The following is a 22,484-nucleotide window of genomic DNA, read 5'->3' as shown; positions in this document are numbered from 1 at the left end:
CGGGGCGACGCCCGTCGCGCCGCTTGTCAGCACACCCTCCCGTGTCCAAGGAGATCCCTCACATGCCCCCTGCCTCCACCACACGCCGCGCCTTCGCGGTGCTGTCGGCCGTCGCCTGTACGGCGGCCAGCCTGATCGCGGTCGCACCCACGGCCCACGCCGCCGCCGACCACATCGTCATCAACGAGTTCTACGGTCGCGGCGGGTCCGCGAACCAGCCCTTCGCGAACAAGTTCGTCGAGCTCTACAACCCCACCGGCGCCGACGTGGCGCTGGCCGGGACCTCGCTGCAGTACCGCTCCGCGACCGGGACGGGCAACGCCAGCGGCGTCGCCGCGCTCACCGGCACGGTGAAGGCCGGCGGCTACTTCCTCGTCCAGCTCGGCAGCAACGGCACCACCGGCGCCGCGCTGCCCGCCCCCGACCAGACCGCCACCGGCATCAACCCCTCGGGCACCACCGGCACCGTGTACCTGGCGAAGGCCGCGACGGCCATCAACCCGGACACCACCGCGTCCGTCATCGACAAGCTCGGCTACGGGACGTCCAACTCGCCCGAGACCGCGGCGGCGGCCTACGACGGTTCGAACACCACGCCGGGCTCGCTGAACCGCGCCAACGGCGCCGACACCGACAACAACGCGGCCGACTTCTCCTTCAGCGCCCCGGTGACGCCGCAGAACAGCTCCTCGGCTGGCGGGCCGGTGGATCCGGATCCGACCCCGACTCCTGAGCCGGGCGCGTCGAAGTCCATCGCGGAGATCCAGGGCACCGGCAGCGCGACCCCGCTGGCCGGCCAGTCCGTCACCACCCGCGGCGTCATCACCGCGGCGTACCCGACCGGCGGCTTCCGGGGCGTTTACATCCAGACCCCGGGCTCCGGTGGCACCGCCAAGACGGCCGGCCAGGCGTCCGACGGCATCTTCGTGTTCTCCGACACGCTGGCCGCCATGCCCATCGGCACCTGCATCGACGTCAGCGGCACCGCCACCGAGTACTACGACCTGACGCAGCTCACCAACGTGACCGCGACCCCGCAGACGGGCTGCGCGGCCGTCAAGCCCACGCCCCTGGCGACTCTGCCCGCCACGGACGCCGACAAGGAGGCCTACGAGGGCATGCTGGTGCAGCCCGAGGGCACCTACACGATCACGAACAACTACCAGGCCAACCAGTACGGCCAGATCGGCCTCGCGGTCGGCACGAAGCCGCTCTACCAGGCCACCGACGTGGTCGCGCCCGGCGCCGCGGCCGCGGCCTACGAGGCGGAGAACGTCAAGAAGTACATCACCCTCGATGACGGCTCGTCCTGGAACTACCTGACGAACAAGACCGCCCAGGATTCCCCGCTGCCGTACCTGTCGGCGACCACCCCGATGCGGACCGCGTCCCAGGTCACCTTCACCAAGCCGGTGATCCTCGACTACCGGTTCCAGTGGAACTACCAGCCCACCGGCCAGGTCGTCGGCTCCGACAGCCCGAACATCCCGGTGGCGTCCGAGAACGACCGCGAGGCCACCGTTCCGGCGGTCGGCGGCGACGTCCAGCTGGCGTCGTTCAACGTGCTGAACTACTTCAGCGACCTCGGGGAGAACGAGTCCGGCTGCCGCGCCTACGCCGACCGCAACGGCAACCCGGTGGCGACCAACAACTGTCAGGTGCGCGGCGCCTACACCGCCAAGGCGTTCGCCGACCAGAAGGCGAAGATCGTCTCGGCGATCAACGGCACCAACGCCGAGGTCGTCTCGCTCATGGAGATCGAGAACTCCGCGGGGATCTCGTACCTGCCCGGCCAGAACCGCGACAAGGCGCTCGCCGACCTCGTCGCCGGCCTGAACGCCGCCGCCGGCACGACGCGCTGGGCCTACGTGCCGTCGCCGACGGCCGTTCCCACGTCCGAGGACGTCATACGCACCGCGTTCATCTACGACCCGAGCAAGGTGCAGCCGGTGGGCCCGTCGCTGATCGACGTCGACACCGCGTTCGCCAACGCCCGCTACCCGCTGGCGCAGAAGTTCTCGGTGACCGGTTCCGGCACCCAGTTCGTCGTCGTGGCCAACCACTTCAAGTCGAAGGGCTCCGGCGCGGACGACGGCACCGGCCAGGGCCTGTCCAACCCGTCGCGCGAGGCGCAGGCCCGCCAGCTGACCTCGTGGGTCGGCCAGCAGTTCGCCGACGAGGCCGTGTTCCTGATGGGTGACTTCAACTCCTACAGCGCCGAGACGCCCGTCCGGATCATCGAGTCGGCCGGCTTCACCAACCTGGCCAAGAAGTTCGACGAGGGCTCCGCGAGCTACCAGTTCTCGGGACGCCTCGGCTCGCTCGACCACGCGTTCGCCAACGCGAAGGCCCTGGCCCTGGTGACCGGGGCGTCCGTGTGGGACATCAACGGCGACGAGTCCGTGGCGTTCCAGTACAGCCGGCGCAACTACAACGTGGTCGACTTCTACGCCCCGAACGCGTTCGCCAGCTCCGACCACGACCCGGTCGTCGTCGGGGTCAAGGCCGCGGCCGCGACCAGCCCGGTGGCGGTCAAGGCCACCGCGTCCGACTGCAACTCCTTCGGCTTCGCGGTCGAGGGCACCGTGCCCGCGGGCGCCCGCCTGAAGGTCACCTGGGAGCGCGACGGCCAGGGCCAGACCACCACGGTCACCAACTTCCCCTGGTGGTCGGGCAACAACCAGGCCGGCTGGAGCAACGCGAAGGCGACCCTGGTCGCAGCGGACGGCACCGTCCTGGCCACCAGCGGCGCCCCGATCAACCCGCAGTCGTGCCCGGTGATCTCGTCCTACGGCGTCACCAAGAACGCCTTCGGGTTCAAGGTGACCGGTGCGGTTCCGGAGGGTGCGCGCCTGCGCATCACCTGGACGCGCAGTGGCCAGAAGCAGACGACCACCGTGTCGGCGATGAACTGGTGGTCGGGCGCCAACCAGGCCGGCTGGTCGGGCGCCAGCGCCGTCCTGATCGACGCCAAGGGCGACGTTGTCGCCAAGAGCGCCCTGATCAACCCGCCCGCCTGACGGCGACCTGACAGCCGGGGGCCGACGCGTTCTGCGCCGGCCCCCGGTTCGCGTTTAGGAGTGTTCCGGACGCGCCGTACCTGGCAGGCTGGACGGGGCGGCGGCGTCCGCCCGCGGGAGAGTGAGGAGGACGCATGCTGACGACAAAGGTTCACGAGGACACCAACCTCGTCACCATCGATTTCGACGGGGCGCTCGACGCCGACGAACTGCGCGCCTGCCAGGACGCCGTGCGTCGGGTGATCGAGCGGCACGGCACGGTCCGCATCATCGAGCGCTACCGCAATATCGACTGGCGCGGCATCGATGTCGGCGCCCTGTGGCAAGACCTCAAGAGCGTCGGCCTGATCGGCAAGGTCCAGCGCTGCGCCGTGCTGGGCGACTCCCCGACGCTCCAGCGGGTGACGGATGCGGTCGGCCACCTGCTTCCCGTCGAACTGAAGACGTTCGACACCGACGACTTCGACGCGGCCTTCGCCTGGATTCAGGACGAGTCCCGGCGATCCTGACCGTGATGAACGTGGCCCCGGGGATACCCCGGGGCCACGCGTGCTGTGGCCGGACGCCGTGGGCCGCGCAGAAGTCGAGCATCTCCTGGGTCTCGGGGATGCCGCCGATGTTCGAGCCGGCCAGCACCCGGTTGGCGCCCGCGAGCGACCCCATCCGCAACTGGACGGGATGCTCGGGCAGGCCGACGTCCACCATGACGCCGCCCGGCTTGAGCAGGCGCAGGTACGGGTCGACCTCGTCCGTGCCGGAGACCGTGCACAGCAACAGGTCGAACGTGTTGCGAAGGGAGCGCATGGCCTCCGTGTCCTGCGTCGCGTAGCAGTGGGTGGCGCCGAACCTCAGACCGTCCGCCTCCTTGGCCATCGTCCGCGACAGCACGCTGACCTCAGCGCCCAGCGCCGCGGCGATCTGGACGCCGACGTGGCCCAGCCCGCCCATGCCGATGACGCCGACCGACTTTCCGGGGCCGGCGCCCCAGCGGCGCAGCGGGGAATAGGTGGTGATGCCCGCGCAGAGCAGCGGGGCGGCGTCCCTCAGGTCGATCGCCCGGGGGATCTTCAGGGCGTAGTCCTGCTCGACGGTGATGGCCGCGGAATAGCCGCCTTCGGTGGGACGACCGTCGCGCCCGGTGCCGTTGTAGGTCCAGACGGTGCCGCCTTCGCCCGTGCAGAACTGCTCCTGCCCCTGCAGGCAGAACTCGCACGCGCCGCACGAGTCGACGAAGCAGCCGACGCCGACGTGGTCGCCGACCGCGTGCTTGGTCACGCCGGAGCCCACCGCGGAGACGACGCCGGCGATCTCGTGCCAGGGGACCAGCGGATAGGGGACGCGGCCCCATTCGCCGCGCGCGGTGTGGATGTCGGAGTGGCAGATGCCGGCGTAGGCGATGGCGATGACGATCTCGGTGGGTCCGGGCTCGCGGCGCTCGATCGTGGTCTTGTGGAACGCGCCGTCGGGCGAATCGACGGCGTACGCGGTGACCTGGGACATGGTGCCTCTTCTCGTGTTCGGCTGGGGCGCGTTGACCCGTCCAGTGTGCTGCGCCACCCGGGCGCAGAAAGAAGCCGTCCACCCGGCGAGGGGGCCGGTCAGCCGGCCAGGGGGAGGCGCAGCTCGAAGCTCGTGCGCCCCGGTACCGAGGCGACCGACGCGGTGCCGCCGTGCGCAGCCATCACCGCCTGGACGATGGCGAGGCCCAGCCCGGTGCTGGAGGCGCCGCCGCCCTGGCGGGCCCGGGCCCTGTCGGCGCGGGTGAACCGCTCGAAGACGCGCTCGATGATCTCCGGCGGGATGCCCGGTCCGGTGTCGGTGACGCGGATCACGGCCTCCCGGCCGAGGCGCGCCAGCGACGTCTCCACCGCCGTGCCGGCCGGCGTGTGGGTCCGGGCGTTCGAGAGCAGGTTGGCGACCACCTGCTGCAGGCGGAACGGGTCGCCGAGCACCACGACGTCCTCGTCCGGCAGCGACAGCGACCAGTCGTGGTCGGGGCCGGCGACCTGGGCGTCCGAGACGGCGTTGGCGAGCACCTCGTTGAGCTGGGTCGGCGTCCGGTCGACGGCGGGCCCGGAGTCGAGCCGGGCCAGCAGCAGCAGGTCCTCGACGAGGGCCGACATGCGCTCCGACTCCGCCTCGATGCGGCCCAGCGCGTGGCCCGTCGCGGGCGGTAGTTCGTCGCGGTTGCGGCGGGTCAGCTCGGCGTAGCCCTTGATGGACGCCAGCGGGTTGCGCAACTCGTGCGAGGCGTCCGCGACGAACTGGCGCACCTGGGTCTCGGAACGCTGCCGGGCCGCCAGCGCGCCCTCGACGTTGTCGAGCATGTGGTTGAACGCCAGGCCGACCTGCCCGACCTCGCTGCGCGGGTCGGTGTCCTGGGGGCTCACCCGGACCGGAAGGGTCACCTCGCCGCGGTCGAGTGCGAGCCCGGAGACCGTGTTCGCGGTCGTCGCGAGGCGTCGCAGCGGCCGCAGGCTGCCGGTGACGACCTGCCGGGCCGCGGCGAAGGCGATCAGGATCGCCACGACGGTCAGCGCAGCGGCGGCCAGCGCCAGGTTCCGCACGGGCGCCAGCACCGACGACATGGGCAGTCCCACCACCAGCAGCTGCCCGCCGCTCGTGCGGGCCATCACCCGGTAGGTGCCCAGGTCGTCCAGGGCGATCGTGGTCGGCTTGCTCGTCGTGGGGACGTCCTCCAGCTGCGCGGCCTGCGCGGCGGTCACCAGCGCGGGGCCGCTCGACTGCTGGATGATGCCGGTGCGCACCGTCGTCGCCGAGTCCCAGGTGGCCAGGTCCCCGTATTGGACGAAGCCGAGTTGGCGCCCGATCGGACGCCCCGCCCGGCCGCCGTCCTGTCCGGGGGGACCCTTGTCGGCCTGCACCATGAACGTGCGCAGCTGGTCGTCCACCTGGCCCTGCAGGATGCCCTGCAGCGCGAGCAGTGTCAGCGCCCCCAGCGCGACAGCGACCACGGCCACGAGCGTCGTCACCCGAATGATCAGCTGCCGGCTCATGGTGCCGCGGTCGAGCGGGCGCACGGGCGTCAGCGCGACCGCAGCCCGTTCGGGCGCCGCGTCGGTGGCGCCGGTCCGGTCGTCCGGGGGAGAGGTCATGCTGCGGGCTTGAGCATGTAGCCGGCGCCGCGAAGCGTGTGGATCATCGGTGCCCGGCCCGCGTCGATCTTCTTGCGCAGGTAGCTGATGTACAGCTCGACGACGTTGGCCTGGCCGCCGAAGTCGTAGTGCCACACCCGATCGAGGATCTGCGCCTTGCTCAGGACGCGCCGCGGGTTGCGCATGAGATAGCGCAGCAGCTCGAACTCGGTGGCGGTGAGGCTGATCTCCTCGCCGCCGCGGGTGACCTCGTGGGAGTCTTCGTCCAGCGACAGGTCGCCGACGACGAGCTGGCTGGACGGCCGCGTCGTCGTCGCGCCCGAGCGGCGCAGCAGCCCGCGCAGCCGGGCGATGAGTTCCTCGAGGCTGAAGGGCTTGGTGACGTAGTCGTCGCCCCCGGCGGTCAGGCCGCCGATGCGGTCGTCCACGGCGTCCCGGGCGGTGAGGAAGATGACGGGGACGTCCGGCTGCTCGGCGCGGATGCGGCGCATCACCTCGAGCCCGTCGAAGTCGGGCAGCATCATGTCGAGCACGATGGCGTCCGGGCGGACGTCGCGGGCGGCCTGAACGGCGGCGAGCCCGGACGCAGCGGTGGTGACGTCCCAGTTCTCGTAGCGCATCGCCATCGCGAGGAGCTCGGTCAGGGAGGCCTCGTCATCGACGGCGAGGATGCGGATGGGCGTGCCGTCGGGCCGGGTGAGCGCCTCGGCCTGGGCTCGGGATGCTGGTGATGTCACGCGAACACTCTGACATCGCCGGGTACGCGCTCGCTGTCGGTTCCCTGTGTGTTCGCTGTGAAAGCCCGGTCCCAGGGGACGGCGGCGGGTGGGAGGATGGCCGCCGTGGACTCCTGTGTCAAGCTTTCGGCAGCCCGGTCTCCCGCGCGCCTTCGGCGGCGCGTCCGGCTGGGCCGGGGGACGCGGTGAGCGCCTCGACGCGCCCGGGCGTCGCGCGGGACGGCTGGCGGCTCGCGCTCGGCACGCTGACGGTGCTACCCACGCGCCCGCCGGAGACGATCGACGCGGGCGCGGCCGGGCTGGCGATGGCGCTCGCGCCGATCGCCGTGCTGCCCGTCGCGCTGGTCGCGGCGCTACTCGGCGGCGCGCTGGCCTGGCTGGGGCTCCCGGCGCTGGCGTGCGGCCTGGTCTGCGTGGGTGCCCTGGCGCTGGGCACCCGGTTCCTGCACGCGGACGGCCTCGCCGACACCGCCGACGGGCTCGGGGCGTCCTGGGATCGCGAGCGCGCGCTCGAGGTGATGCGGCGCGGCGACATCGGCCCGATGGGCGCCACGACGCTGATCGTGGTGCTGGGCTTGCAGGCGTCCTGCGCCGGGGCGCTCCTGGTCGCCCCGGGCGGCTGGGTCGCGGTGGCCGTGGCGTTCGCCGGATCCCGGACGGCGCTGATGCTGGGCACGCGCCGGGGCGTGCCGGCCGCACGGCCGGAGGGGTTGGGCGCCACGGTCGCGGGAACGGTGCCCACGTGGCTGTGCCTGGTGGGTTGGCTCGTCGTGGCCGACCTGGCGGTCCTCGCGGCACCGCTCGCGGGGCGTCCCTGGTGGAGCGGCCTGCTGGCGGCGGCCGCGGGGGCGGCCGCCGCCTTCGGGGTGCTGGCCTGGGTGCGCCGCCGGCTGGGCGGGATCACCGGAGATGTGCTCGGTTGTCTCGTGGAGATCGCGACGGCCGTCTGGCTTGGGGTTTCGCTGATCGGATCCGAGCCTTTCGCCCCGTGACGCACGGGGCCGGCCTGACAAGGCGAGGGCCCGCGTGGCACACTCACTGGGAGAAATACCCGGGGGGAGGCATCCCCCCGTTGGACTAGTGGCACGGGGAGATCCTGTATGGCGGAGGGGTGGTCTGAGCGCCGCGCGCCCGAACGCGCGGGTGTCGGCGAGCACTTTTTCGACTCGATCTTCCGTTCCTCGCCGCGGGTCGAACCCAGCCGCCAGGACGAGCCGGCCGCCGTGGACGCGCCTGCGGAGCCTCCCGACGCCGCCGATCAGCCCACCGAGGTGCTGGCCATCGCCGAGCCCCCCGCGGTTGAAGCCGAGCCGTCGCCTCCGGCCGGGCGCCCGTCCAGGACGCCGCGTCGGCCCTCCTTCCACCCGACCTCCGTGGCCGCCATCGCCGTCGTGGCCACCGCGATGGTGTTCGTCCTGTGGTACCTCGTGCTCGGCCGCAACGCGACCATGACCGTGGAGAGCGTGCCCGCCAACGCGCCCGGGCTCGTCACCGCCCCGGTCGCCGGCGACGCCGCCCCGGACGGCGGCGGAGCGTCGCTCGACCCTTCGGGGCCGCCCAGCCCCGGCGATGCGCGCGAGGAGAAGGCGGCCGTGACCGAGCTGCACCGGCTGAGCCGGTCCGACATGGCGAGTCTCACGTTCGACGGGCGTTACGTCGCCAGGCTGGCGTCCAAGTGGGACGGCATCACCGATCCGCTGCAGGTGGATGACCGCGGTAGCCACACGTTCCGGGCGGCGGCCATCCTCGCCGAGCACCGCGAGTTGCGCGCGAGCTTGCAGCCCACGCCGGTGCGGTTGCTCGACAGCACCACGTTCGGCACCCACCGGCACTACCACGGCACCCCGTACTGGATGACGGTGGCCACCGACCCCTCTTTCAGGACCCCCGAGGCCGTGCGCGCCTGGTGCACGCGGCAGTTCCCGAGCCTGCCCCAGGATCAGCTCAAGAACCGCTGCATCCCCATGCAGCTGACCCGCTGAGCGGACGCCGTCAGAGCAGCAGCGTCCGTCCCGCCACGCAGAGCACCACCTCGTCGCTGAGGCGACCGATCGCCTGATTCACCGTGCCCAGAAGGTCGGCGAACAGCCGTCCGGAAGGGGTCGCCGGCACCACGCCCCAGCCCACCTCGTTCGTCACCGCGACCGCGGGGTGCTCCAGGCCGGACCATGCGTCGGTCAGGGCGGTCAGCGCCTCGTCGAACAGCGGCCGCCACGTCTCCGCCGGGCGCTCCCAGCCGTCCCAGCCGTCGATCGAGCGGGTGAGCCACGTCCCCAGGCAGTCGATCAGCACCGGCCGGTCCGCGGACGCCAGGGCCGACGCCAGGTCGACGGTCTCGACGGTCGTCCACGCGGCCGGGCGCCGGCGCTGGTGCGCCTGCACCCGCGCCGCCCATTCGGGGTCGGTTGCGGGGTCGGCCGGGTAGCCGGGCGTCAGGTAGAGCACCGGGGAGAGGGCGGCGCAGCGCTCCTCAGCGTGGCGGGACTTGCCTGAGCGCACGCCCCCGGTCACGAGCGTCTTGGTCGCGGGCGTCCTCACCGCGTCTCGAAGTGGGTCGTGCCCGACTGCGGCTCCTCCTCGGTGACGCGGTGCCGGCGCACGACGCCGGGCCGCCCGCTGGGCGCGCGCTCGTCGGTCAGCAGCCGGACGAGCTCGTCCACGTCCTGCGCCGGACCCTGGGCGACCACCTCGACGCTCCCGTCGTGGAGGTTCTCGGCGGAGCCGGCGAGCCCGAGCCGATCGGCCTCGCGGGCGACCCACCAGCGGAAACCGACGCCTTGGACGACGCCGTCGACGGACACTGTGACGCGTTTCATCCTGGCAGTCTAGGAGGTGGCGCCGTCGTGCCGACAGCGCCGCGGGAGGGGGAGCGTGGGCGCGCGGATCAGCTTCGTCCGGCACGGCCAGTGCACCTGGAACGAATCCGGACGCGTCCCGGGCCAGGGCGATCCGCCGCTGACGGGGCTCGGCCTGACGCAGGCGCGCGTCGCCGCCGAGGCGCTGGCGGACGCCGGGGTCACCCGGCTGATCGCGTCCGACCTGCTGCGCGCCCGGCAGACCGCGGCCGTCCTCGGGGAGGCGCTGGGGCTCGCCCCGTCGGCCGACCCTGCGCTGCGCGAGCAGGACGCGGGATCGCTGACCGGTCTGGTGGCGGCGGACCTGCGTCCCGAGGTGCCGCCCGCCGGGGTGCACCCGAACGAGGTGCGCTGGGGCGGAGGCGAGAGCGTCGCGGACGTCCACGCCAGGCTGTCCGAATTCTTCGCGCGGCTGCGGCCGGCACCCACCGATCACGTCGTCCTGGTCAGCCACGGCCTCGCGATCCAGGTGGCGCTCGCCGTGCTGGAAGGACGCGGTGCCCGCGAGGTCCGCTGGGACACCCTGCCCAACGGCGGCGTCCGCACCGTGCCCTGGCTCACCAGGCAGACGCGGGGTCCCAAGGCGCGCCCGACGAGGGAAGATGGGACGACAGCCGGCAGAGAAAGGACGTCATGACCCAGCAGTCACGCATCACGACGAGCGTTCGGGCGGGGATCGACAAGGACACCTCGCAGGGGGCGGTGGTGCCGCCGATCTACCTGTCGACCAACTACAGCTTCCGGGGGCTGGCCGAGCCGCGAGACTACGACTACAGCCGGGCGGGCAACCCGACCCGCGCCCTGCTGGGCCAGGCCGTGGCCGGCCTCGAGGGCGGGGCGGGCGGCACGATCACCGCCTCCGGGATGGGCGCTGCCAGCGCTGTCCTGCACGGGCTGCTGCCGGCCGGGTCCACCCTGGCTTACCCCCACGACTGCTACGGCGGTTCCTGGCGGCTGTTCGACGCGCTGGAGCGCTGCGGCCACCTCAAGGCGGTCAAGCTCGACCTCACCGCGCAGGACGCCGGCGAGCGCATCGCCGAGCTGCGGCCGACCGCGGTCTGGATCGAGACGCCGTCCAACCCGCTGCTGCGCCTCACCGACATCGCCGCGGTCAGCCGCGCCACGCACGAGGCGGGCGGCGTCGTCGTCGCCGACAACACGTTCTGCTCGCCGGCCGTGCAGCGGCCCCTCGAACTCGGCGCGGACGTCGTCGTGCACTCCACCACGAAGTACCTCAACGGCCACTCCGACGTCGTCGGCGGCGCCATCGTGGCGGCGGACGAGGCGGTGCACGCCGAGCTCGCCTGGTGGGCGAACACGCTCGGCCTGACGGGAGGGGCCTTCGACTCCTACCTGACGCTGCGGGGGCTGCGGACGTTGTACGTGCGCATGCGGCAGCACCAGGAGAACGCGGCCGCCCTGGTCGCCGGCATCGCGGACCATCCCGCGCTCGCGGCGCTGCACTACCCGGGCCTGGCCTCCCACCCCGACCACGCCCTCGCCTCCCGCCAACAGGCGGGCTTCGGCGCGATGGTGAGCATCGACCTGGCCGGGGGAGCGCCGGCCGTCCGGTCCTTCCTGGACGGGTTACGCTTCTTCTCGCTGGCCGAGTCGCTCGGGGGGGTCGAATCGCTCGTCGCGCACCCGGCGACCATGACACACGCGTCCATGCCGTCCGAGGTGCAGCAGGCGGCGGGAATCACCGAAGGCCTCCTGCGGCTCTCGGTGGGGATCGAGGATCGGGAGGACCTGCTGGCCGACCTCACCGCAGCATTGGACAGGGCTGCGTAGCGCAGACCGAAAGGATGGACCTCGGCTCGCCCTCCGATACGCTGAGCCGAGAGCGAAAGGGAAGGCCGGAGCGACGATGAATGCCCCCGCAACGAAGATCCGAGTGGCGCTGGTCAATGACTACGACCTGGTCGTCGCCGGCCTCGACCACTTTTTCGACTCCTACCCCAACGATATCAGCGTTGTGCAGTTGGCGGCCGACAGCCCGGTCGACCAGGTCGTCGACATCGCGCTGTACGACACCTTCGGCCACGGCTCGCCCCGGTGCGACGCGATCAGGTCGCTGCTGAGCAACCCGCGGGTGAGCAAGACCGTCGTCTACAGCTGGATGCTCGAGCGCGGCTTGATCGAGGAGTGCCTCGCGTCCGGGGTCAGCGGCTACCTCTCCAAGAGCCTCACGGCCCGCGAGATGGTCGCCGCCCTGCAGCGCATTCACGGCGGCGAGACGGTCATCAGCCCCACCCCGGCCGAGAAGGAACTCCCGGTCGGCGGCGAGTGGCCAGGGCGCTCGGAGGCCCTCACCGGACGCGAGGCGGAGATCATCGCGATGATCGCCCAGGGCTACTCCAACCAGGAGATCGCCGACCGCGCGCGCCTGTCGATCAACTCGGTGAAGTCCTACATCCGCAACGCCTACCGCAAGATCGACGTCAGCCGGCGCAGCCAGGCCGTCGGCTGGGCGCTCGAGCACGGGTTCTCCCGCAACTGAGGACGCCCAGCGCGACGCCGTCGCGTGGGCCGGGCGTCAGACGGTCGCCGGGAACTCCTCGCGCGCCTGCTTGGTGATGCGGCTCATCATGGTGCCGTCGAACAGAGCGCCGATCACGCCGCCGGCGGCGGGCACGAGGCGGCCGAGCCGCGTCAGCGACCGTTCTCCGAGGCTCTTCAGCAGCTGGAAGCCGACGGCCTTGTTGATCATCATGATCGCGGCCTTCGGCAGGTTCTTGCTCGCCAGGCTGCTCACCGTATTGGCGCCGGTGTTGATGCCCACCTTGGTGAGGATGTCGTCCGACTTCGTGCCGATGAGGGTCAACAGCACGGCGGTGCGGATCTCCGGCTTGCTGATGTCGTACCCGCGCAGCGTCGCGACCGCGCCGACCGCCCGGGTCGCCAGCACGTAGAACTCGAACACGTTGGCCGGCAGCGCGACGGGCATCGTGATGAAGCCGCCGAGGCTGGTCACGAACCCACCGCTGGCTCCCAGGCGGATGTGCTTGCGGGCGAGGTCGTCGATGGCGGCCTCCCGGTCCCCGTGGTTGTCCTTGAGGGCCTCGTCGGCGACCTTCTTCGCGCCGGCGACAGGGCCCACGCCGTCCAAGCCGACGGAGAGGATGCGCTGGATGAGGTCGGTGATGGCCCCCTGACCCTCACTCGGGTCGCGCGCCTCGTCGAGGGCGGAGCGCGTCACCTCCTCGGTCTCGCGGTTGCGCTTGAGCAGGTCGAACAATCCCATGACAGATCCTTCTCGTGGTTGACCAGGTGCAGCGATGCTCTCAGGCTGGCGGCGCCGCCAGCCACTTCAGCAGGTTCCGGTTGCGTCTCACTTGTTCTGAGGGGCCTCAGCGGCGTCCGACCAGGGCCCGGAGGAAGAAGAAGAGGTTGGCGGGACGTTCGGCGAGGCGGCGCATGAAGTAGCCGTACCAGTCGGTGCCGTAGGGCACGTAGACGCGCACCTGGTGCCCCAATTCGGAGAGGCGCCGCTGCTCGTCGGGCCGGATGTTGAACAGCATCTGGAACTCGTAGGAGTCGACGGCCCGACGGGTCACGTTGGCCAGGGACAGGGCGGTGGAGATCATCGCCGGGTCGTGCGTGGCGACCATCGGGTAGCCCGGGCCCTCCATGAGGATGCGCAGGCAGTCGACATAGGAGCGGTCGATCTCTTCGGCGGTCTTGTACGCGACGCTGGCCGGCTGCTCGTAGGCGCCCTTGCACAGCCGGACGCGGGAGCCCTCCGTCGCCAGGTCGCGGGTGTCGTCGCGGGTGCGGCGGAGGTAGGCCTGGATGACCGCTCCGGTCTGCGGGAAGCGCTCGCGCACCTCGGCGAGCAGCCCGAGGGTGGACGACGTGGTGGTGTGGTCCTCCATGTCGAAGGTGACGGTCGTTCCGGCGTCCGCGGCTGCCTGGCAGATGCGCAGCGCGTTGGCGAGGGCCAGCTCGCGTCCCTCGGGGAGGAACTGGCCGATCGCGCTGAGCTTGAGGGAAACCTCGACGCGGTCCGTCAGCCCCTCGGCGTGCAGGCGCTCGATCAGCTCGACGTAGGCGTCCGCCGTCTCCTCGGCCTGCTGCCGGTTCGTGGTGTCCTCGCCGAGGCGATCGATCGTGGCGAGCAGCCCGGCGTCCGCCAGTTCGCGGACGCGGACGAGGCACTCGTCCAAGGTCTCTCCGGCGACGAAACGGTCCACGACGGAGCGGGTCAGCGGGAACCCCGTGACCATCGACTTGATCAGGTTGCTGTCCGCCATCGCCGTCATCGTCGCCCGTAGCATTTCGGCCCCTCTCACCTTTGCGCGCAATCTATCGCTGTGCAGGGCCGTCCGCACGCAATCAGCTGAAGCACACGGGCCCGCCGCCGGAGGGTCCCCGACGACGGGCCCGACGGCGCGGGACGGCGCGTCACTCCCCGGACGGCTCCTCGGGGTCCTCGGCGTCGGACTCGCGGTACCGCTCGGTGTCCAGGCGCTCGAACCGCTGGGCGGGGTCGCCGGCGGGGAAGCGCGTGGGGTTCCGATCGACGTAGTCGCCGTGCTGGCGGTGCGCCTCGTCGAGCATGTCGAGCAGCTCGTTCTCGCCGCGGATCAGCGGCTTGTACTTCGCCGGGATCGCCAGGAGGGCCTGCTCCTCGCGGACGAGCTGCTTGTAGTTCTGCTCGCGGACGGAGAGGTCGGCCTCGTAGTCGAGGTCGAGGTACTGCTGAGCGTGCCGACGGGTGTTGTTGATCGTGGTGAGCGCCTTGCCCTTGGGGGAGGCCAGCGAGGCCACGATCACGATCAGCAGCACGCCGACGATGACGATGAGCGACAGCTGGGTGGTCACCTCGACGACGGGGACCGGCTGGCCGTCGTTGATGAACGGGACCGAGTTCTCGTGCAGGGCGTGCAGGATGAGCTTGACGCCGATGAAGGCGAGGATCGCGGCCAGGCCGTACTTGAGGTAGATGAGGCGGTCGAGCAGGCCGTCGATGAGGAAGTACAGCTGGCGCAGGCCCAGCAGGGAGAAGGCGACGGCGGTGAAGACGATGTAGGGGTCCTGGGTGAGGCCGAAGATGGCCGGGATGGAGTCGAGCGCGAACATCACGTCCGTGCCGCCGATCGCGATCATCACCAGCAGCATCGGGGTCATTGCCCGGCGTCCGTCCACCTGGGTGAACAGCTTGTCGCCGTCGTAGTAGTCGGTGGTGTGGATGAACTTCTTGGCGATGCGGATGATGAAGTTGTTCGCCTCGGACGCCTCGCCGTCGGTCTCCTCCTGCTCGGGCTTGAGGAGGTTGCCCGCCGTCACCAGCAGGATCAGGCCGAAGAAGTAGAAGATCCAGGCGAAGCTGTTGATCAGCGCGACGCCCAGGAAGATGAAGGCGCTGCGGAAGATCAGCGACACCACGATGCCGAACATCAGCACCTTCTGCTGATCGGCGCGCGGCACCTTGAAGCTGCTCATGATGATGAGGAACACGAACAGGTTGTCGACGCTCAGCGACATCTCGGTGATGTAGCCGGCGAAGAACTCCAGGCCCGGGTGGAAGCCGCCGAACACGAGGATGCCGATGCCGAACAGGACGGCGATCGAGACGTAGATCCCGGTCCACTTGGCCGCTTCCTTGATCGTGGGGATGTGGGCCTTCCGCACGTGGAAGAAGAAGTCGAACGCCAACAGGCCGACGATGCCGGCGATCGTGAGCGCCCATGTCAGAGGGGACTCGACCATGCGCGAAACCTTTCGAGGAGGGGGGCAGGAGACGAGGCGTCACCGGGAGTCGTCCGGGCCGGTTGGCCTGCGGAGACAAAGGGTGGCGCCGAGGCGCCCGATAACTCATTGATTGTGCCAGGGTTCCCGCCCCGGGACCAGAACCGGTCAGGGTTTGGCCCCGGGGCGCGGACGGGGGTGTGCCGGCTCAGTCCGAGCCCGACGGGCGCGCTTCGGCGCCGGCATCGGGGTCAGCCTCGGGCTCGCGGAACGGGGCGGTGTCGAACTCGGGGCGCAGCGGCTTGCCCGGGGTGTGGTGCTGCGGGTTCGCCTGAATGAACCGGTCGTGCTCGCGGTGCGCGTCGTCCAGCAGGTCCAGCATCTTCTGCTCGTCGCGGATCAGGTAGTCCCACCGGTCGTCGAGCGCGCGCAGCTGCCTCTCCTCCTCCAGGAGGCGGCGGTAGTTGCCCTCGCGCAGCTGGGCATCGGCCTCGTAGCCGAGGTCGAGGTACTGCTCGGCGTGCCGGCGGGTGTTCTTGATCGTCGTCAGGGCCTTGCCCTTCTTCGACAGCAGCGACGCCAGCACCGTGACGATGAGGACGCCGAGGATGAAGGTGAGCGAGAACCCCGTGCTGATCTCGATCACGGGAACGGGCTCGCCGTCGTTGATGAACGGGACGTTGTTCTCGTGCAGGGCGTGCAGGATGAGCTTCGCGCCGATGAAGGCGAGGATGGCGGCCAGGCCGTACTTGAGGTAGATGAGGCGGTCGAGCAGGCCGTCGATCAGGAAGTACAGCTGGCGCAGGCCCAGCAGCGAGAACGCGGTCGCGGTGAAGACGATGAACGTCGACTGCGTCAGCCCGAAGATGGCCGGGATGGAGTCGAGCGCGAACAGGAGGTCGGTTCCGCCGATCGCGATCATCACCAGCAGCATCGGGGTCATGGCGCGCTTGCCGTCCACCTGGGTGAACAGCTTGTCGCCGTCGTAATCGTCGGACGTGTGGAAGAACCGGCGGGCCAGCCGCACGGCGCCGTTGTCGTCGAGGCTCTCGTCGTCTGACTCGGGCTGGAGCTGTTTGCCGGCCATGAAGATGAGCAGCGCACCGAAGAGGTAGAACATCCACGCGAAGCTGTTGATCAAGGCGGCGCCCACGAAGATGAACGCGGTGCGCGTGATCAGCGAGAAGATGATGCCGAACAGCAACACCTTCTGCTGGCCGGCACGCGGCACTCTGAAGCCGTTGATGATGATCAGGAAGACGAAGAGATTGTCGACGCTCAGCGCCTTCTCGGTGATGTAGCCGGCGAAGTACTCCATGCCCATGTCGCTGCCGCCGAAGACCCACACGACGACGCCGAACACCAGCGCGATGCCGACGAACACGGCCGACCAGATCGCCGCCTCCTTCAGCGTGGGCGTATGCGGAACGCGGACGTGAAAGAAGTAGTCGTACAGCAACAGACCGATGATGAAGATGACTGTGACCAGCCATACCCAAGGGGAAACCATGTGGCGGTGATGACCTTTCTAGAGATGTCGGAGACCGGCAAGGCCAAAGACTGTGAATGCGGGGCCCAATAGCTGAGATTCCCGCACGCCGCCATCACGCGCTGCTGTGCAACGTCGCGATTCTATCGGCAGCGCCCGCTCCGTCGCGAATGCCCGCCGCCGGTTGCCACCAGGACGACCGACCGAGCCCCGAGCCCAGGAGGCGGGCTGCCGTGCCACAGTGGGAGACATGAACACTGCTGAACTGTTGAGCGACGCCGTCGAGCGCAGCCGCGAAGTCTCCCACCACGTGCTGGACGGGCTGTCCGCCGATCTCGTCAACGAAGCGCCGCGTCCCGGCGCCAACCCGATCGGCTGGCTGGTGTGGCATCTCGCCCGCCAGGAGGACCTCCAGATCGCCGACCTGGCCGGCACCGAGCCGGTGTGGACGTCCCAGGGTTGGGCCGCCAAGCTCGCCCTCGACCTGCCCGACGACGCGATGGGCTACGGCATGAAGCCGAACGAGGTCGCCCGCGTGCGCATCACCGACACCGCCGCGCTGCTCGGCTACCTGGACGCCACCGTCGAGGCCACGCTGGCCTACGTCGCCACCCTCGACGAGGGGGCGCTCGACGACATCATCGACACGAACTGGGATCCGCCCGTCACCCGGGGCGTCCGGCTGATCAGCGTCGTGGACGACGCCGCGCAGCACGCCGGCCAGGCCGCCTACGTGCGCGGGCTGCTGGAGGGCTGACCGGGACACCCGCGGCCGCCACGCACGCCCGGCGCCGGACGAATCTCCCCGCCGCGGTTCGTGTTGGAGCCTCAGCTCACCGGCCGGAGCCGATCAGAGCTTGGCCTGCCACTTGCCGGCCCACACCAGGTCGTTCGGCGTGCCCTGGAACTCCGACTTGCCCTCGAGCTTGTCCAGCGTCGCCAGGACGTTGGCCTCGTTCGGGTGGTAGGCGTTCACGTAGCACTTGACCATCGTCGCGTCGTGCAGGTGCGTGGTGAAGTTGTGGCTGACCATGAAGGTCGGCACCTCCCACACGTACCAGGGCACCTCGTTGCTCATGGCCGTCTTCCACTGGATGCGGTAGTTGTTCTGCGCGCCGTACCCGATGACCTCGGCGAGCACGAGGGCGGCGTCCACGTCCTCGCGGTACTTCAGCGTCGGCCCCTTCACACGCGTCGTGCCGTCGTTGACCTCCGGCTCGTAGCCGCGCCGCTTCAGCTCCTCGAGGTAGAAATCGAGCATCGCCGACTCCCCACCGCCCGCGATGCCGCCCTTCTCACCGGTGAGGTGGTAGATACGGATGCGCTTGTGGTCGGTCGGGTTGAGCGGCAGCTGGTCGAGGGTGTTCTTGACCAGCGTGATGCCCTTGTCCGCGGCGTCCGCGCGCATCGCGAGGTGCTCCTCGCAGCCGACGACCTCGAGGTCCTCGGGCTTGGTGAGCAGCGTGCCGTCGGCCTGCTTCTCGTGCAGCCGCAGCTTGGCCTTGAGGCCCAGGATGCGGCGGTTCGCGTCGTCGAGGCGCTCTTTGGAGATGACGCCGGACTCGACGCCGGCCTTCATGAACCCGAAGTCCTCCTCCAGGTTGTTGAAGAACAGGAGGCGTCGCAGCCGGCCGCGATCGCGGCGGGGACGTAGTCCTCCCGGCGCATCGCCGACGTCATGCCGAGCATGTGCGAGGCGTCCGTGATGACCGCGCCGTTGAAGCCCAGCTCGGTCTTGAGCAGCCCGTTGATCAGCTCGGGGGCCAGCGTCGCCGGCAGGATGTCGGCGTCCGACAGCGCGGGGTTGAGCTTCTGCTGGTAGTACGGCAGGGCGATGTGCCCGGCCATGATCATCTCCACGCCGTTCTCGATGTGGGCGCGGTAGACCTTGCCGAAGCTGGCCTCCCATTCGTCGGGCTGCAGCTCGTTCACGCCGAGGACGAGGTGCTGGTCGCGCTCCTCGGTGCCGTCGCCCGGCCAGTGCTTGACCGCCGTGAGGATGCCGGACTCGCGCTGGCCCTCGACGAACGGGATCGTGTACTTGATCACGTCGTCGGCGGTGGTGCCGTAGGCGCGGGTGTTGACGATCGTGTTGCGCCAGTTGAACAGGATGTCGACGCACGGGTCGAAGTTCAGGTTGGCGCCGATCGCGCGCATCTCGCGTCCGGAGACGTAGCCGGCGTTGTGCGCCACCTCGGTCGAGCCGGACGCCTCGGTCTGCGCGCCGGATGCGACGTAGGTGCCGTCGCTCATCGCGCCGTTGCCGCCGGAGTCGCAGTTCGCGGCGATCAGCAGCGGGATCCTCGACGCCTTCTGCAGGCGGTTGATGAGGTCCTGCACCTTGTCGGACGTGCCGCCGTTGTAGCGGGCGACGCCGATGTGGAACTTCTCGATGATCTCCTCGGCCGTGTACGGGTTGCCCGAGAAGGTGTCGGGGCCGAAGTGGAACAGGTTCGTGAACGTCTGGCCGACCTGTTCGTCGAGGGTCATCGCCGCCAGCGTGTCCTCGACCCACGTGATCTGCTCGTCGTCGAGGTTGTAGGGCGCGGCCTTGAGATCCACGAGTTCAGGCATCGTTTCTCCCTGTCAGCTGAGGGGTAGTCACTTCACGTGCGGCATCTTGACGGCCTTGTCGCCCGAGAGGGTGTCCCACGGCACGTGCGCCGGGAGATGGCTGTTGAACTCGTCGATGAGTGACTTTTGGTACTCGCCCTCGAACTCCTCGTTGAGGAACTTCGGCAGGGCCTCGTCGGTGAAGCGCTTCCAGGACTGCTTCTCCTCGCCCGGGATGATCGGGTAGTACAGGACGCCTTCCTTCGCTGCCGCATCCCGGTCGCCGGGGGCGTCGCCGATCAGCATGATGTGGTTGTCGGGGTACTTGCCCTTCGCGGCGTACTCGACGTGCTGCGCCTTGCCGCCCATCTCCTGACCGGCGATGACCTTCATGTACTGGGCCAGGCCGTGCTCGCTCCACTCCCGGTTGAGGGCTTCGAGCGGGGTGGCGGACACCGTCATGCAGTCGACGCTTTCCTGCATGGCCTGGAAGGCCCCCTTGACGCCGGGGAACGGGCCGCAGTTATGCACCATCCACGCGATGGTCTGGTTCACGCCGTTGCCCCAGTTGATCGCCATCTGGATCTCGTCGGACGGGTGGTCGGCCGCGTAGGCGGCGACGCCCTTGTCGGACAGGGGGTAGCCGGGGGCGTCCAGGAAGGCCTGGAGCTCGGTGCCGGCGGGCACCTCGAAGCCGCGCTCGGCGACTTCGGAGCGTTCGCGCAGGAGGTCCAGCACCTGCTTCAGCGCCACCCAGCGGTTCAGTCCGCGGGTGATGGAGTACAGGTTCACGAACAGCGCCGTCTCCCGGGCGAGCGTCGAGACGGGCTGCAGGCCCCAGTGCTTGATGGTGTTGGGGGTGAAGCACTCGAGGTGCTTGATGTCCATGGCGTCCATGGCGCAGCCATCGGAATCGATGCCGACGAAGAAGTCCTTCGTGGGCTTGAAGTCGACCAAGACCTGCGCGGCTTCCGGAATGTTGCTCACGGTGAACTCCTTCGCGTCGGGAACTACGGCGCGCACCCCTGCGCACCGCTGCGTTCGTTTCACTTTTTCACGGCGTGCACGCGGGGTGACGGGGGTTGCCGACGTGTTGTCGGGGGCTAGTCGAACAGGGAGCGCACCAGGTCGGGGGTCAGATCGGCCAGGCCGTCGAGAACCGCGTCGCAGCGCTGGAGGATGTCGTCCGACGGCGGGTGGAAGGCCGGCGGGATCACCACGGTCTTCATGCCCGCGGCCAGCGCGGACTTCGCTCCGTTGCCGGAATCCTCGACCGCGACGCTCGCCGCGGGATCGACGCCGAGTTGCCGGCAGGCCTCCAGGTAGCCGTCCGGCTCCGGCTTGCCGTTGGCGACCTCTTCCGTCGAGACGACGACGCTGACCGCGTCGCGGACGCCGATGGCGTCCAGCCCGGCCTCGATGAGGACGCGCGCCGACGACGACGCGACGCCGAGGGGGAACTCCGCGGCCAGGCGCCGGACTGCGTCGGCGGCGCCGGGGAGCACCTCGATGCGGCCGTGCCGGTAGCGGTCGAGCAAGGCGTCGATGACGCGGCGGGCACTCTGGTCGGGATCGCTGGTCAGCCCGACGGTCTCGGACAGGTAGGTGCTCCACTCCTGCGTGCTCATGCCCATCATCGCGGTGGTGGCCTCGTCGGGCCACGGAACGCCGTCCTCGGCGGCCAGGCCGCGGCGGACCTCGTCCCAGGTCTGTTCGGAGTCGATGAGGGTGCCGTCGAGATCGAACACGACGGCGGCAGGGAATGTCGTCATGGGTCCTATTCAACAAGGCGAGCCAAGGGCGCGGCCGAACACGCGGGGCCGCGGCGCGGTCACGGCCGCGGGGTGACCCCCTGGCGCGGCGCTCGCCGGGGAAGCGTCAGGCAGCGCTGCGGGCGCGGCGCACCCGGCGTCGACGCAGGATGGACGCGGGGCGGCCGGCCTGGGCGGGTTGGGACGGGGTCCCGGGAAAGGCGACCTCGAGGTTGCCGTTCATCAGGGCGGGGGCCGGGATCGCGGCGATGGAGCTGGTGGTGCGGTGCATGGCCAATCTTTCGTCCGGGGCGCGGGGGAGCGCCGGGTCATCGCGCGAGACGCGAAAGCCGCGCCACATAGCGACAGGTGTCACATAGTAATGAGGGCCGGGGTGCAGCACCAGACCCCGGGGGGAAGACCTGAACCGCCGCTTGAGGGCCCGTTCGGGGCGGCGGTGTCCGAGGTCGAGGCCGTGGCGGGCGCCCGAGCGTGCTGATCAGGCCGGCGGAAGCTGCCAATTGATCGGCTGGGCGCCCTGGGCGACCAGGGCTCCGTTGGCGCGGCTGAACGGGCGGGAGCCGAAGAAGCCCCCGCTCGCCGACAGCGGCGAGGGGTGCGGCGACGCGATGATCGGGATGTCGCCCAGCGCGCCGGACAGGTTCTGGGCGTCGCGTCCCCACAGGATGGCGACCAGCGGGCCGCCGCGCTCGGCCAGCGCGTCGATCGCCCGCGCGGTCACCTGCTCCCAGCCCTTGCCGCGGTGGGACGCCGCGGCGCCCGGCCGCACGGTGAGGCACCTGTTGAGCAGCAGGACGCCCTGCTCGAACCACGCCGACAGGTCGCCGTGGGGGCTGGGCGCGATGCCGAGGTCGTCCGACAGCTCGCGGAAGATGTTCTGCAACGAGCGGGGGAGGGGTCGCACGGCCGGGCCGACGGAGAACGACAGGCCGACGGCTTGGCCGGGGGTCGGGTAGGGGTCTTGGCCGACGATCAGGACGCGGACGTCCGCGAGCGGCCGGGTGAACGCGCGCAGCACGTTGGGTCCGGCCGGCAGGTAGCCGCGGCCGGCCGCCAATTCGGCGCGCAGGAAGTCGCCCATGGCGGTGATGGCGGGTTCGACCGCCGCGAGGGCGTCGGCCCAGTCGTCGGCGACGAGGTCACGAAGCGGGGTGCGGGTCACCGGCTCACGCTAGCCCATGCAGGACCCGTCGGGGCGCCCGGCCGGACGTCCCCGGTTCCCTCGGGGACTGCCTCCCGCCTCCCGCGGCG

22 protein-coding genes and 1 pseudogene are annotated in these 22,484 nt (G+C 70.4%); 8 read left to right on the top strand and 15 right to left on the bottom strand.

Going from position 1 to position 22,484, the window contains the following annotated elements; all coding sequences use genetic code 11:
* Nucleotides 1-62 precede the first annotated feature (62 nt).
* Together BN1187_RS12390 and BN1187_RS12385 are read left to right on the top strand one after the other, a co-directional pair.
* On the top strand, nucleotides 63-3,020 hold the full coding sequence (locus BN1187_RS12390; RefSeq protein WP_072042070.1) for an ExeM/NucH family extracellular endonuclease: 2,958 nt from the start codon (nucleotides 63-65) through the stop codon (nucleotides 3,018-3,020).
* A gap of 134 nt (nucleotides 3,021-3,154) precedes the next feature.
* Nucleotides 3,155-3,529 (top strand): SpoIIAA family protein, encoded by a 375-nt coding sequence (locus BN1187_RS12385; protein WP_072042069.1) that lies wholly within the window; start codon nucleotides 3,155-3,157, stop codon nucleotides 3,527-3,529.
* Nucleotides 3,530-3,605: 76 nt separating this feature from the next.
* Here BN1187_RS12385 and BN1187_RS12380 read toward each other — a convergent pair.
* From BN1187_RS12380 to BN1187_RS12370, 3 genes and pseudogenes are all read right to left on the bottom strand, one after another.
* Nucleotides 3,606-4,520, bottom strand: a pseudogene (locus BN1187_RS12380) (NAD(P)-dependent alcohol dehydrogenase); the annotation flags it as partial.
* 98 nt (nucleotides 4,521-4,618) lie between these two features.
* Complete coding sequence (locus BN1187_RS12375; RefSeq protein WP_082034688.1) at nucleotides 4,619-6,136, bottom strand: sensor histidine kinase; 1,518 nt, start codon at nucleotides 6,134-6,136, stop codon at nucleotides 4,619-4,621.
* The gene (locus BN1187_RS12370; RefSeq protein WP_040162159.1) at nucleotides 6,133-6,873 is read right to left on the bottom strand and encodes a response regulator transcription factor; all 741 of its coding nucleotides are present in this window, start codon (nucleotides 6,871-6,873) and stop codon (nucleotides 6,133-6,135) included. Before BN1187_RS12370 ends, BN1187_RS12375 begins: the two co-directional genes overlap by 4 nt.
* Before the next feature lie 185 nt (nucleotides 6,874-7,058).
* Between BN1187_RS12370 and BN1187_RS12365 the strand changes: the two genes are divergently transcribed.
* Together BN1187_RS12365 and BN1187_RS12360 are read left to right on the top strand one after the other, a co-directional pair.
* On the top strand, nucleotides 7,059-7,865 hold the full coding sequence (locus tag BN1187_RS12365; protein ID WP_040162157.1) for an adenosylcobinamide-GDP ribazoletransferase: 807 nt from the start codon (nucleotides 7,059-7,061) through the stop codon (nucleotides 7,863-7,865).
* Between the two features lie 108 nt (nucleotides 7,866-7,973).
* The gene (locus tag BN1187_RS12360) at nucleotides 7,974-8,855 is read left to right on the top strand and encodes a hypothetical protein (RefSeq protein ID WP_040162154.1); all 882 of its coding nucleotides are present in this window, start codon (nucleotides 7,974-7,976) and stop codon (nucleotides 8,853-8,855) included.
* A 10-nt stretch (nucleotides 8,856-8,865) separates the two neighbouring features.
* Here the strand turns inward: BN1187_RS12360 and BN1187_RS12355 are convergent, their stop codons facing one another.
* The gene (locus BN1187_RS12355; RefSeq protein ID WP_040162152.1) at nucleotides 8,866-9,411 is read right to left on the bottom strand and encodes a bifunctional adenosylcobinamide kinase/adenosylcobinamide-phosphate guanylyltransferase; all 546 of its coding nucleotides are present in this window, start codon (nucleotides 9,409-9,411) and stop codon (nucleotides 8,866-8,868) included.
* Complete coding sequence (locus BN1187_RS12350; protein ID WP_040162149.1) at nucleotides 9,408-9,689, bottom strand: acylphosphatase; 282 nt, start codon at nucleotides 9,687-9,689, stop codon at nucleotides 9,408-9,410. Before BN1187_RS12350 ends, BN1187_RS12355 begins: the two co-directional genes overlap by 4 nt.
* Nucleotides 9,690-9,744: 55 nt before the next feature.
* Between BN1187_RS12350 and BN1187_RS12345 the strand changes: the two genes are divergently transcribed.
* From BN1187_RS12345 to BN1187_RS12335, 3 genes are all read left to right on the top strand, one after another.
* Complete coding sequence (locus BN1187_RS12345; RefSeq protein ID WP_052462668.1) at nucleotides 9,745-10,365, top strand: histidine phosphatase family protein; 621 nt, start codon at nucleotides 9,745-9,747, stop codon at nucleotides 10,363-10,365.
* Nucleotides 10,362-11,519: a cystathionine gamma-synthase gene (gene metB / locus BN1187_RS12340; protein ID WP_040162146.1), complete on the top strand. Its 1,158-nt coding sequence runs from the start codon at nucleotides 10,362-10,364 to the stop codon at nucleotides 11,517-11,519. The genes BN1187_RS12345 and metB overlap by 4 nt, the downstream gene beginning before the upstream one ends.
* A gap of 103 nt (nucleotides 11,520-11,622) precedes the next feature.
* Complete coding sequence (locus BN1187_RS12335; protein ID WP_235750671.1) at nucleotides 11,623-12,228, top strand: response regulator transcription factor; 606 nt, start codon at nucleotides 11,623-11,625, stop codon at nucleotides 12,226-12,228.
* A gap of 36 nt (nucleotides 12,229-12,264) precedes the next feature.
* Here the strand turns inward: BN1187_RS12335 and BN1187_RS12330 are convergent, their stop codons facing one another.
* The 4 genes from BN1187_RS12330 to BN1187_RS12315 form a co-directional block, all read right to left on the bottom strand.
* A complete protein-coding gene (locus tag BN1187_RS12330) occupies nucleotides 12,265-12,972 on the bottom strand; it encodes an EcsC family protein (RefSeq protein WP_040162140.1) in 708 nt (235 codons plus the stop codon).
* Between the two features lie 106 nt (nucleotides 12,973-13,078).
* Nucleotides 13,079-13,981 (bottom strand): proline dehydrogenase family protein, encoded by a 903-nt coding sequence (locus BN1187_RS12325; protein ID WP_235750670.1) that lies wholly within the window; start codon nucleotides 13,979-13,981, stop codon nucleotides 13,079-13,081.
* A gap of 151 nt (nucleotides 13,982-14,132) precedes the next feature.
* Entirely contained in the window at nucleotides 14,133-15,440 is a 1,308-nt protein-coding gene (locus tag BN1187_RS12320; protein ID WP_040162136.1) for a TerC family protein, read from the bottom strand.
* 187 nt (nucleotides 15,441-15,627) lie between these two features.
* Complete coding sequence (locus tag BN1187_RS12315; protein WP_052462667.1) at nucleotides 15,628-16,929, bottom strand: TerC/Alx family metal homeostasis membrane protein; 1,302 nt, start codon at nucleotides 16,927-16,929, stop codon at nucleotides 15,628-15,630.
* Nucleotides 16,930-17,158: 229 nt separating this feature from the next.
* Between BN1187_RS12315 and BN1187_RS12310 the strand changes: the two genes are divergently transcribed.
* Nucleotides 17,159-17,665 (top strand): mycothiol transferase, encoded by a 507-nt coding sequence (locus tag BN1187_RS12310; protein ID WP_040162134.1) that lies wholly within the window; start codon nucleotides 17,159-17,161, stop codon nucleotides 17,663-17,665.
* 93 nt (nucleotides 17,666-17,758) lie between these two features.
* On the opposite strand, the gene BN1187_RS14740 is transcribed toward BN1187_RS12310, so the two are convergent.
* From BN1187_RS14740 to BN1187_RS12290, 6 genes are all read right to left on the bottom strand, one after another.
* Nucleotides 17,759-18,487: a glycoside hydrolase family 3 protein gene (locus tag BN1187_RS14740; RefSeq protein WP_218184656.1), complete on the bottom strand. Its 729-nt coding sequence runs from the start codon at nucleotides 18,485-18,487 to the stop codon at nucleotides 17,759-17,761.
* Nucleotides 18,484-19,482 (bottom strand): glycoside hydrolase family 3 N-terminal domain-containing protein, encoded by a 999-nt coding sequence (locus BN1187_RS14735; protein WP_218184655.1) that lies wholly within the window; start codon nucleotides 19,480-19,482, stop codon nucleotides 18,484-18,486. Before BN1187_RS14735 ends, BN1187_RS14740 begins: the two co-directional genes overlap by 4 nt.
* 27 nt (nucleotides 19,483-19,509) lie before the next feature.
* Nucleotides 19,510-20,448, bottom strand: coding sequence for an HAD family hydrolase (locus BN1187_RS12300; RefSeq protein ID WP_040163258.1), 939 nt, complete (start codon nucleotides 20,446-20,448; stop codon nucleotides 19,510-19,512).
* Between the two features lie 116 nt (nucleotides 20,449-20,564).
* Nucleotides 20,565-21,233 (bottom strand): HAD family hydrolase, encoded by a 669-nt coding sequence (locus BN1187_RS12295; protein ID WP_040162131.1) that lies wholly within the window; start codon nucleotides 21,231-21,233, stop codon nucleotides 20,565-20,567.
* 106 nt (nucleotides 21,234-21,339) lie between these two features.
* Entirely contained in the window at nucleotides 21,340-21,504 is a 165-nt protein-coding gene (locus tag BN1187_RS14400; protein WP_157754779.1) for a hypothetical protein, read from the bottom strand.
* A gap of 207 nt (nucleotides 21,505-21,711) precedes the next feature.
* Nucleotides 21,712-22,395 (bottom strand): uracil-DNA glycosylase, encoded by a 684-nt coding sequence (locus BN1187_RS12290; RefSeq protein ID WP_040162128.1) that lies wholly within the window; start codon nucleotides 22,393-22,395, stop codon nucleotides 21,712-21,714.
* Between the last annotated feature and the right edge of the window lie 89 nt (nucleotides 22,396-22,484).

This window comes from Nigerium massiliense, assembly GCF_000826085.1.
Taxonomy (GTDB): domain Bacteria; phylum Actinomycetota; class Actinomycetes; order Propionibacteriales; family Propionibacteriaceae; genus Propioniciclava; species Propioniciclava massiliense.
The sequence above is the reverse complement of the archived record's forward strand: the minus strand, read 5'-3'. Positions and strand labels throughout refer to the sequence as shown.

Coding starts and splice junctions, on each gene's coding strand:
- metB (WP_040162146.1), top strand. CDS start 10,362: ATGACCCAGCAGTCACGCATCACGACGAGCGTTCGGGCGGGGATCGAC.
- BN1187_RS12375 (WP_082034688.1), bottom strand. CDS start 6,136: ATGACCTCTCCCCCGGACGACCGGACCGGCGCCACCGACGCGGCGCCC.
- BN1187_RS12310 (WP_040162134.1), top strand. CDS start 17,159: ATGAACACTGCTGAACTGTTGAGCGACGCCGTCGAGCGCAGCCGCGAA.
- BN1187_RS12325 (WP_235750670.1), bottom strand. CDS start 13,981: ATGGCGGACAGCAACCTGATCAAGTCGATGGTCACGGGGTTCCCGCTG.
- BN1187_RS12330 (WP_040162140.1), bottom strand. CDS start 12,972: ATGGGATTGTTCGACCTGCTCAAGCGCAACCGCGAGACCGAGGAGGTG.
- BN1187_RS14740 (WP_218184656.1), bottom strand. CDS start 18,487: ATGAAGGCCGGCGTCGAGTCCGGCGTCATCTCCAAAGAGCGCCTCGAC.
- BN1187_RS14400 (WP_157754779.1), bottom strand. CDS start 21,504: ATGCACCGCACCACCAGCTCCATCGCCGCGATCCCGGCCCCCGCCCTG.
- BN1187_RS12295 (WP_040162131.1), bottom strand. CDS start 21,233: ATGACGACATTCCCTGCCGCCGTCGTGTTCGATCTCGACGGCACCCTC.
- BN1187_RS12360 (WP_040162154.1), top strand. CDS start 7,974: ATGGCGGAGGGGTGGTCTGAGCGCCGCGCGCCCGAACGCGCGGGTGTC.
- BN1187_RS12390 (WP_072042070.1), top strand. CDS start 63: ATGCCCCCTGCCTCCACCACACGCCGCGCCTTCGCGGTGCTGTCGGCC.
- BN1187_RS12385 (WP_072042069.1), top strand. CDS start 3,155: ATGCTGACGACAAAGGTTCACGAGGACACCAACCTCGTCACCATCGAT.
- BN1187_RS12320 (WP_040162136.1), bottom strand. CDS start 15,440: ATGGTCGAGTCCCCTCTGACATGGGCGCTCACGATCGCCGGCATCGTC.
- BN1187_RS12315 (WP_052462667.1), bottom strand. CDS start 16,929: ATGGTTTCCCCTTGGGTATGGCTGGTCACAGTCATCTTCATCATCGGT.
- BN1187_RS14735 (WP_218184655.1), bottom strand. CDS start 19,482: ATGCCTGAACTCGTGGATCTCAAGGCCGCGCCCTACAACCTCGACGAC.
- BN1187_RS12350 (WP_040162149.1), bottom strand. CDS start 9,689: ATGAAACGCGTCACAGTGTCCGTCGACGGCGTCGTCCAAGGCGTCGGT.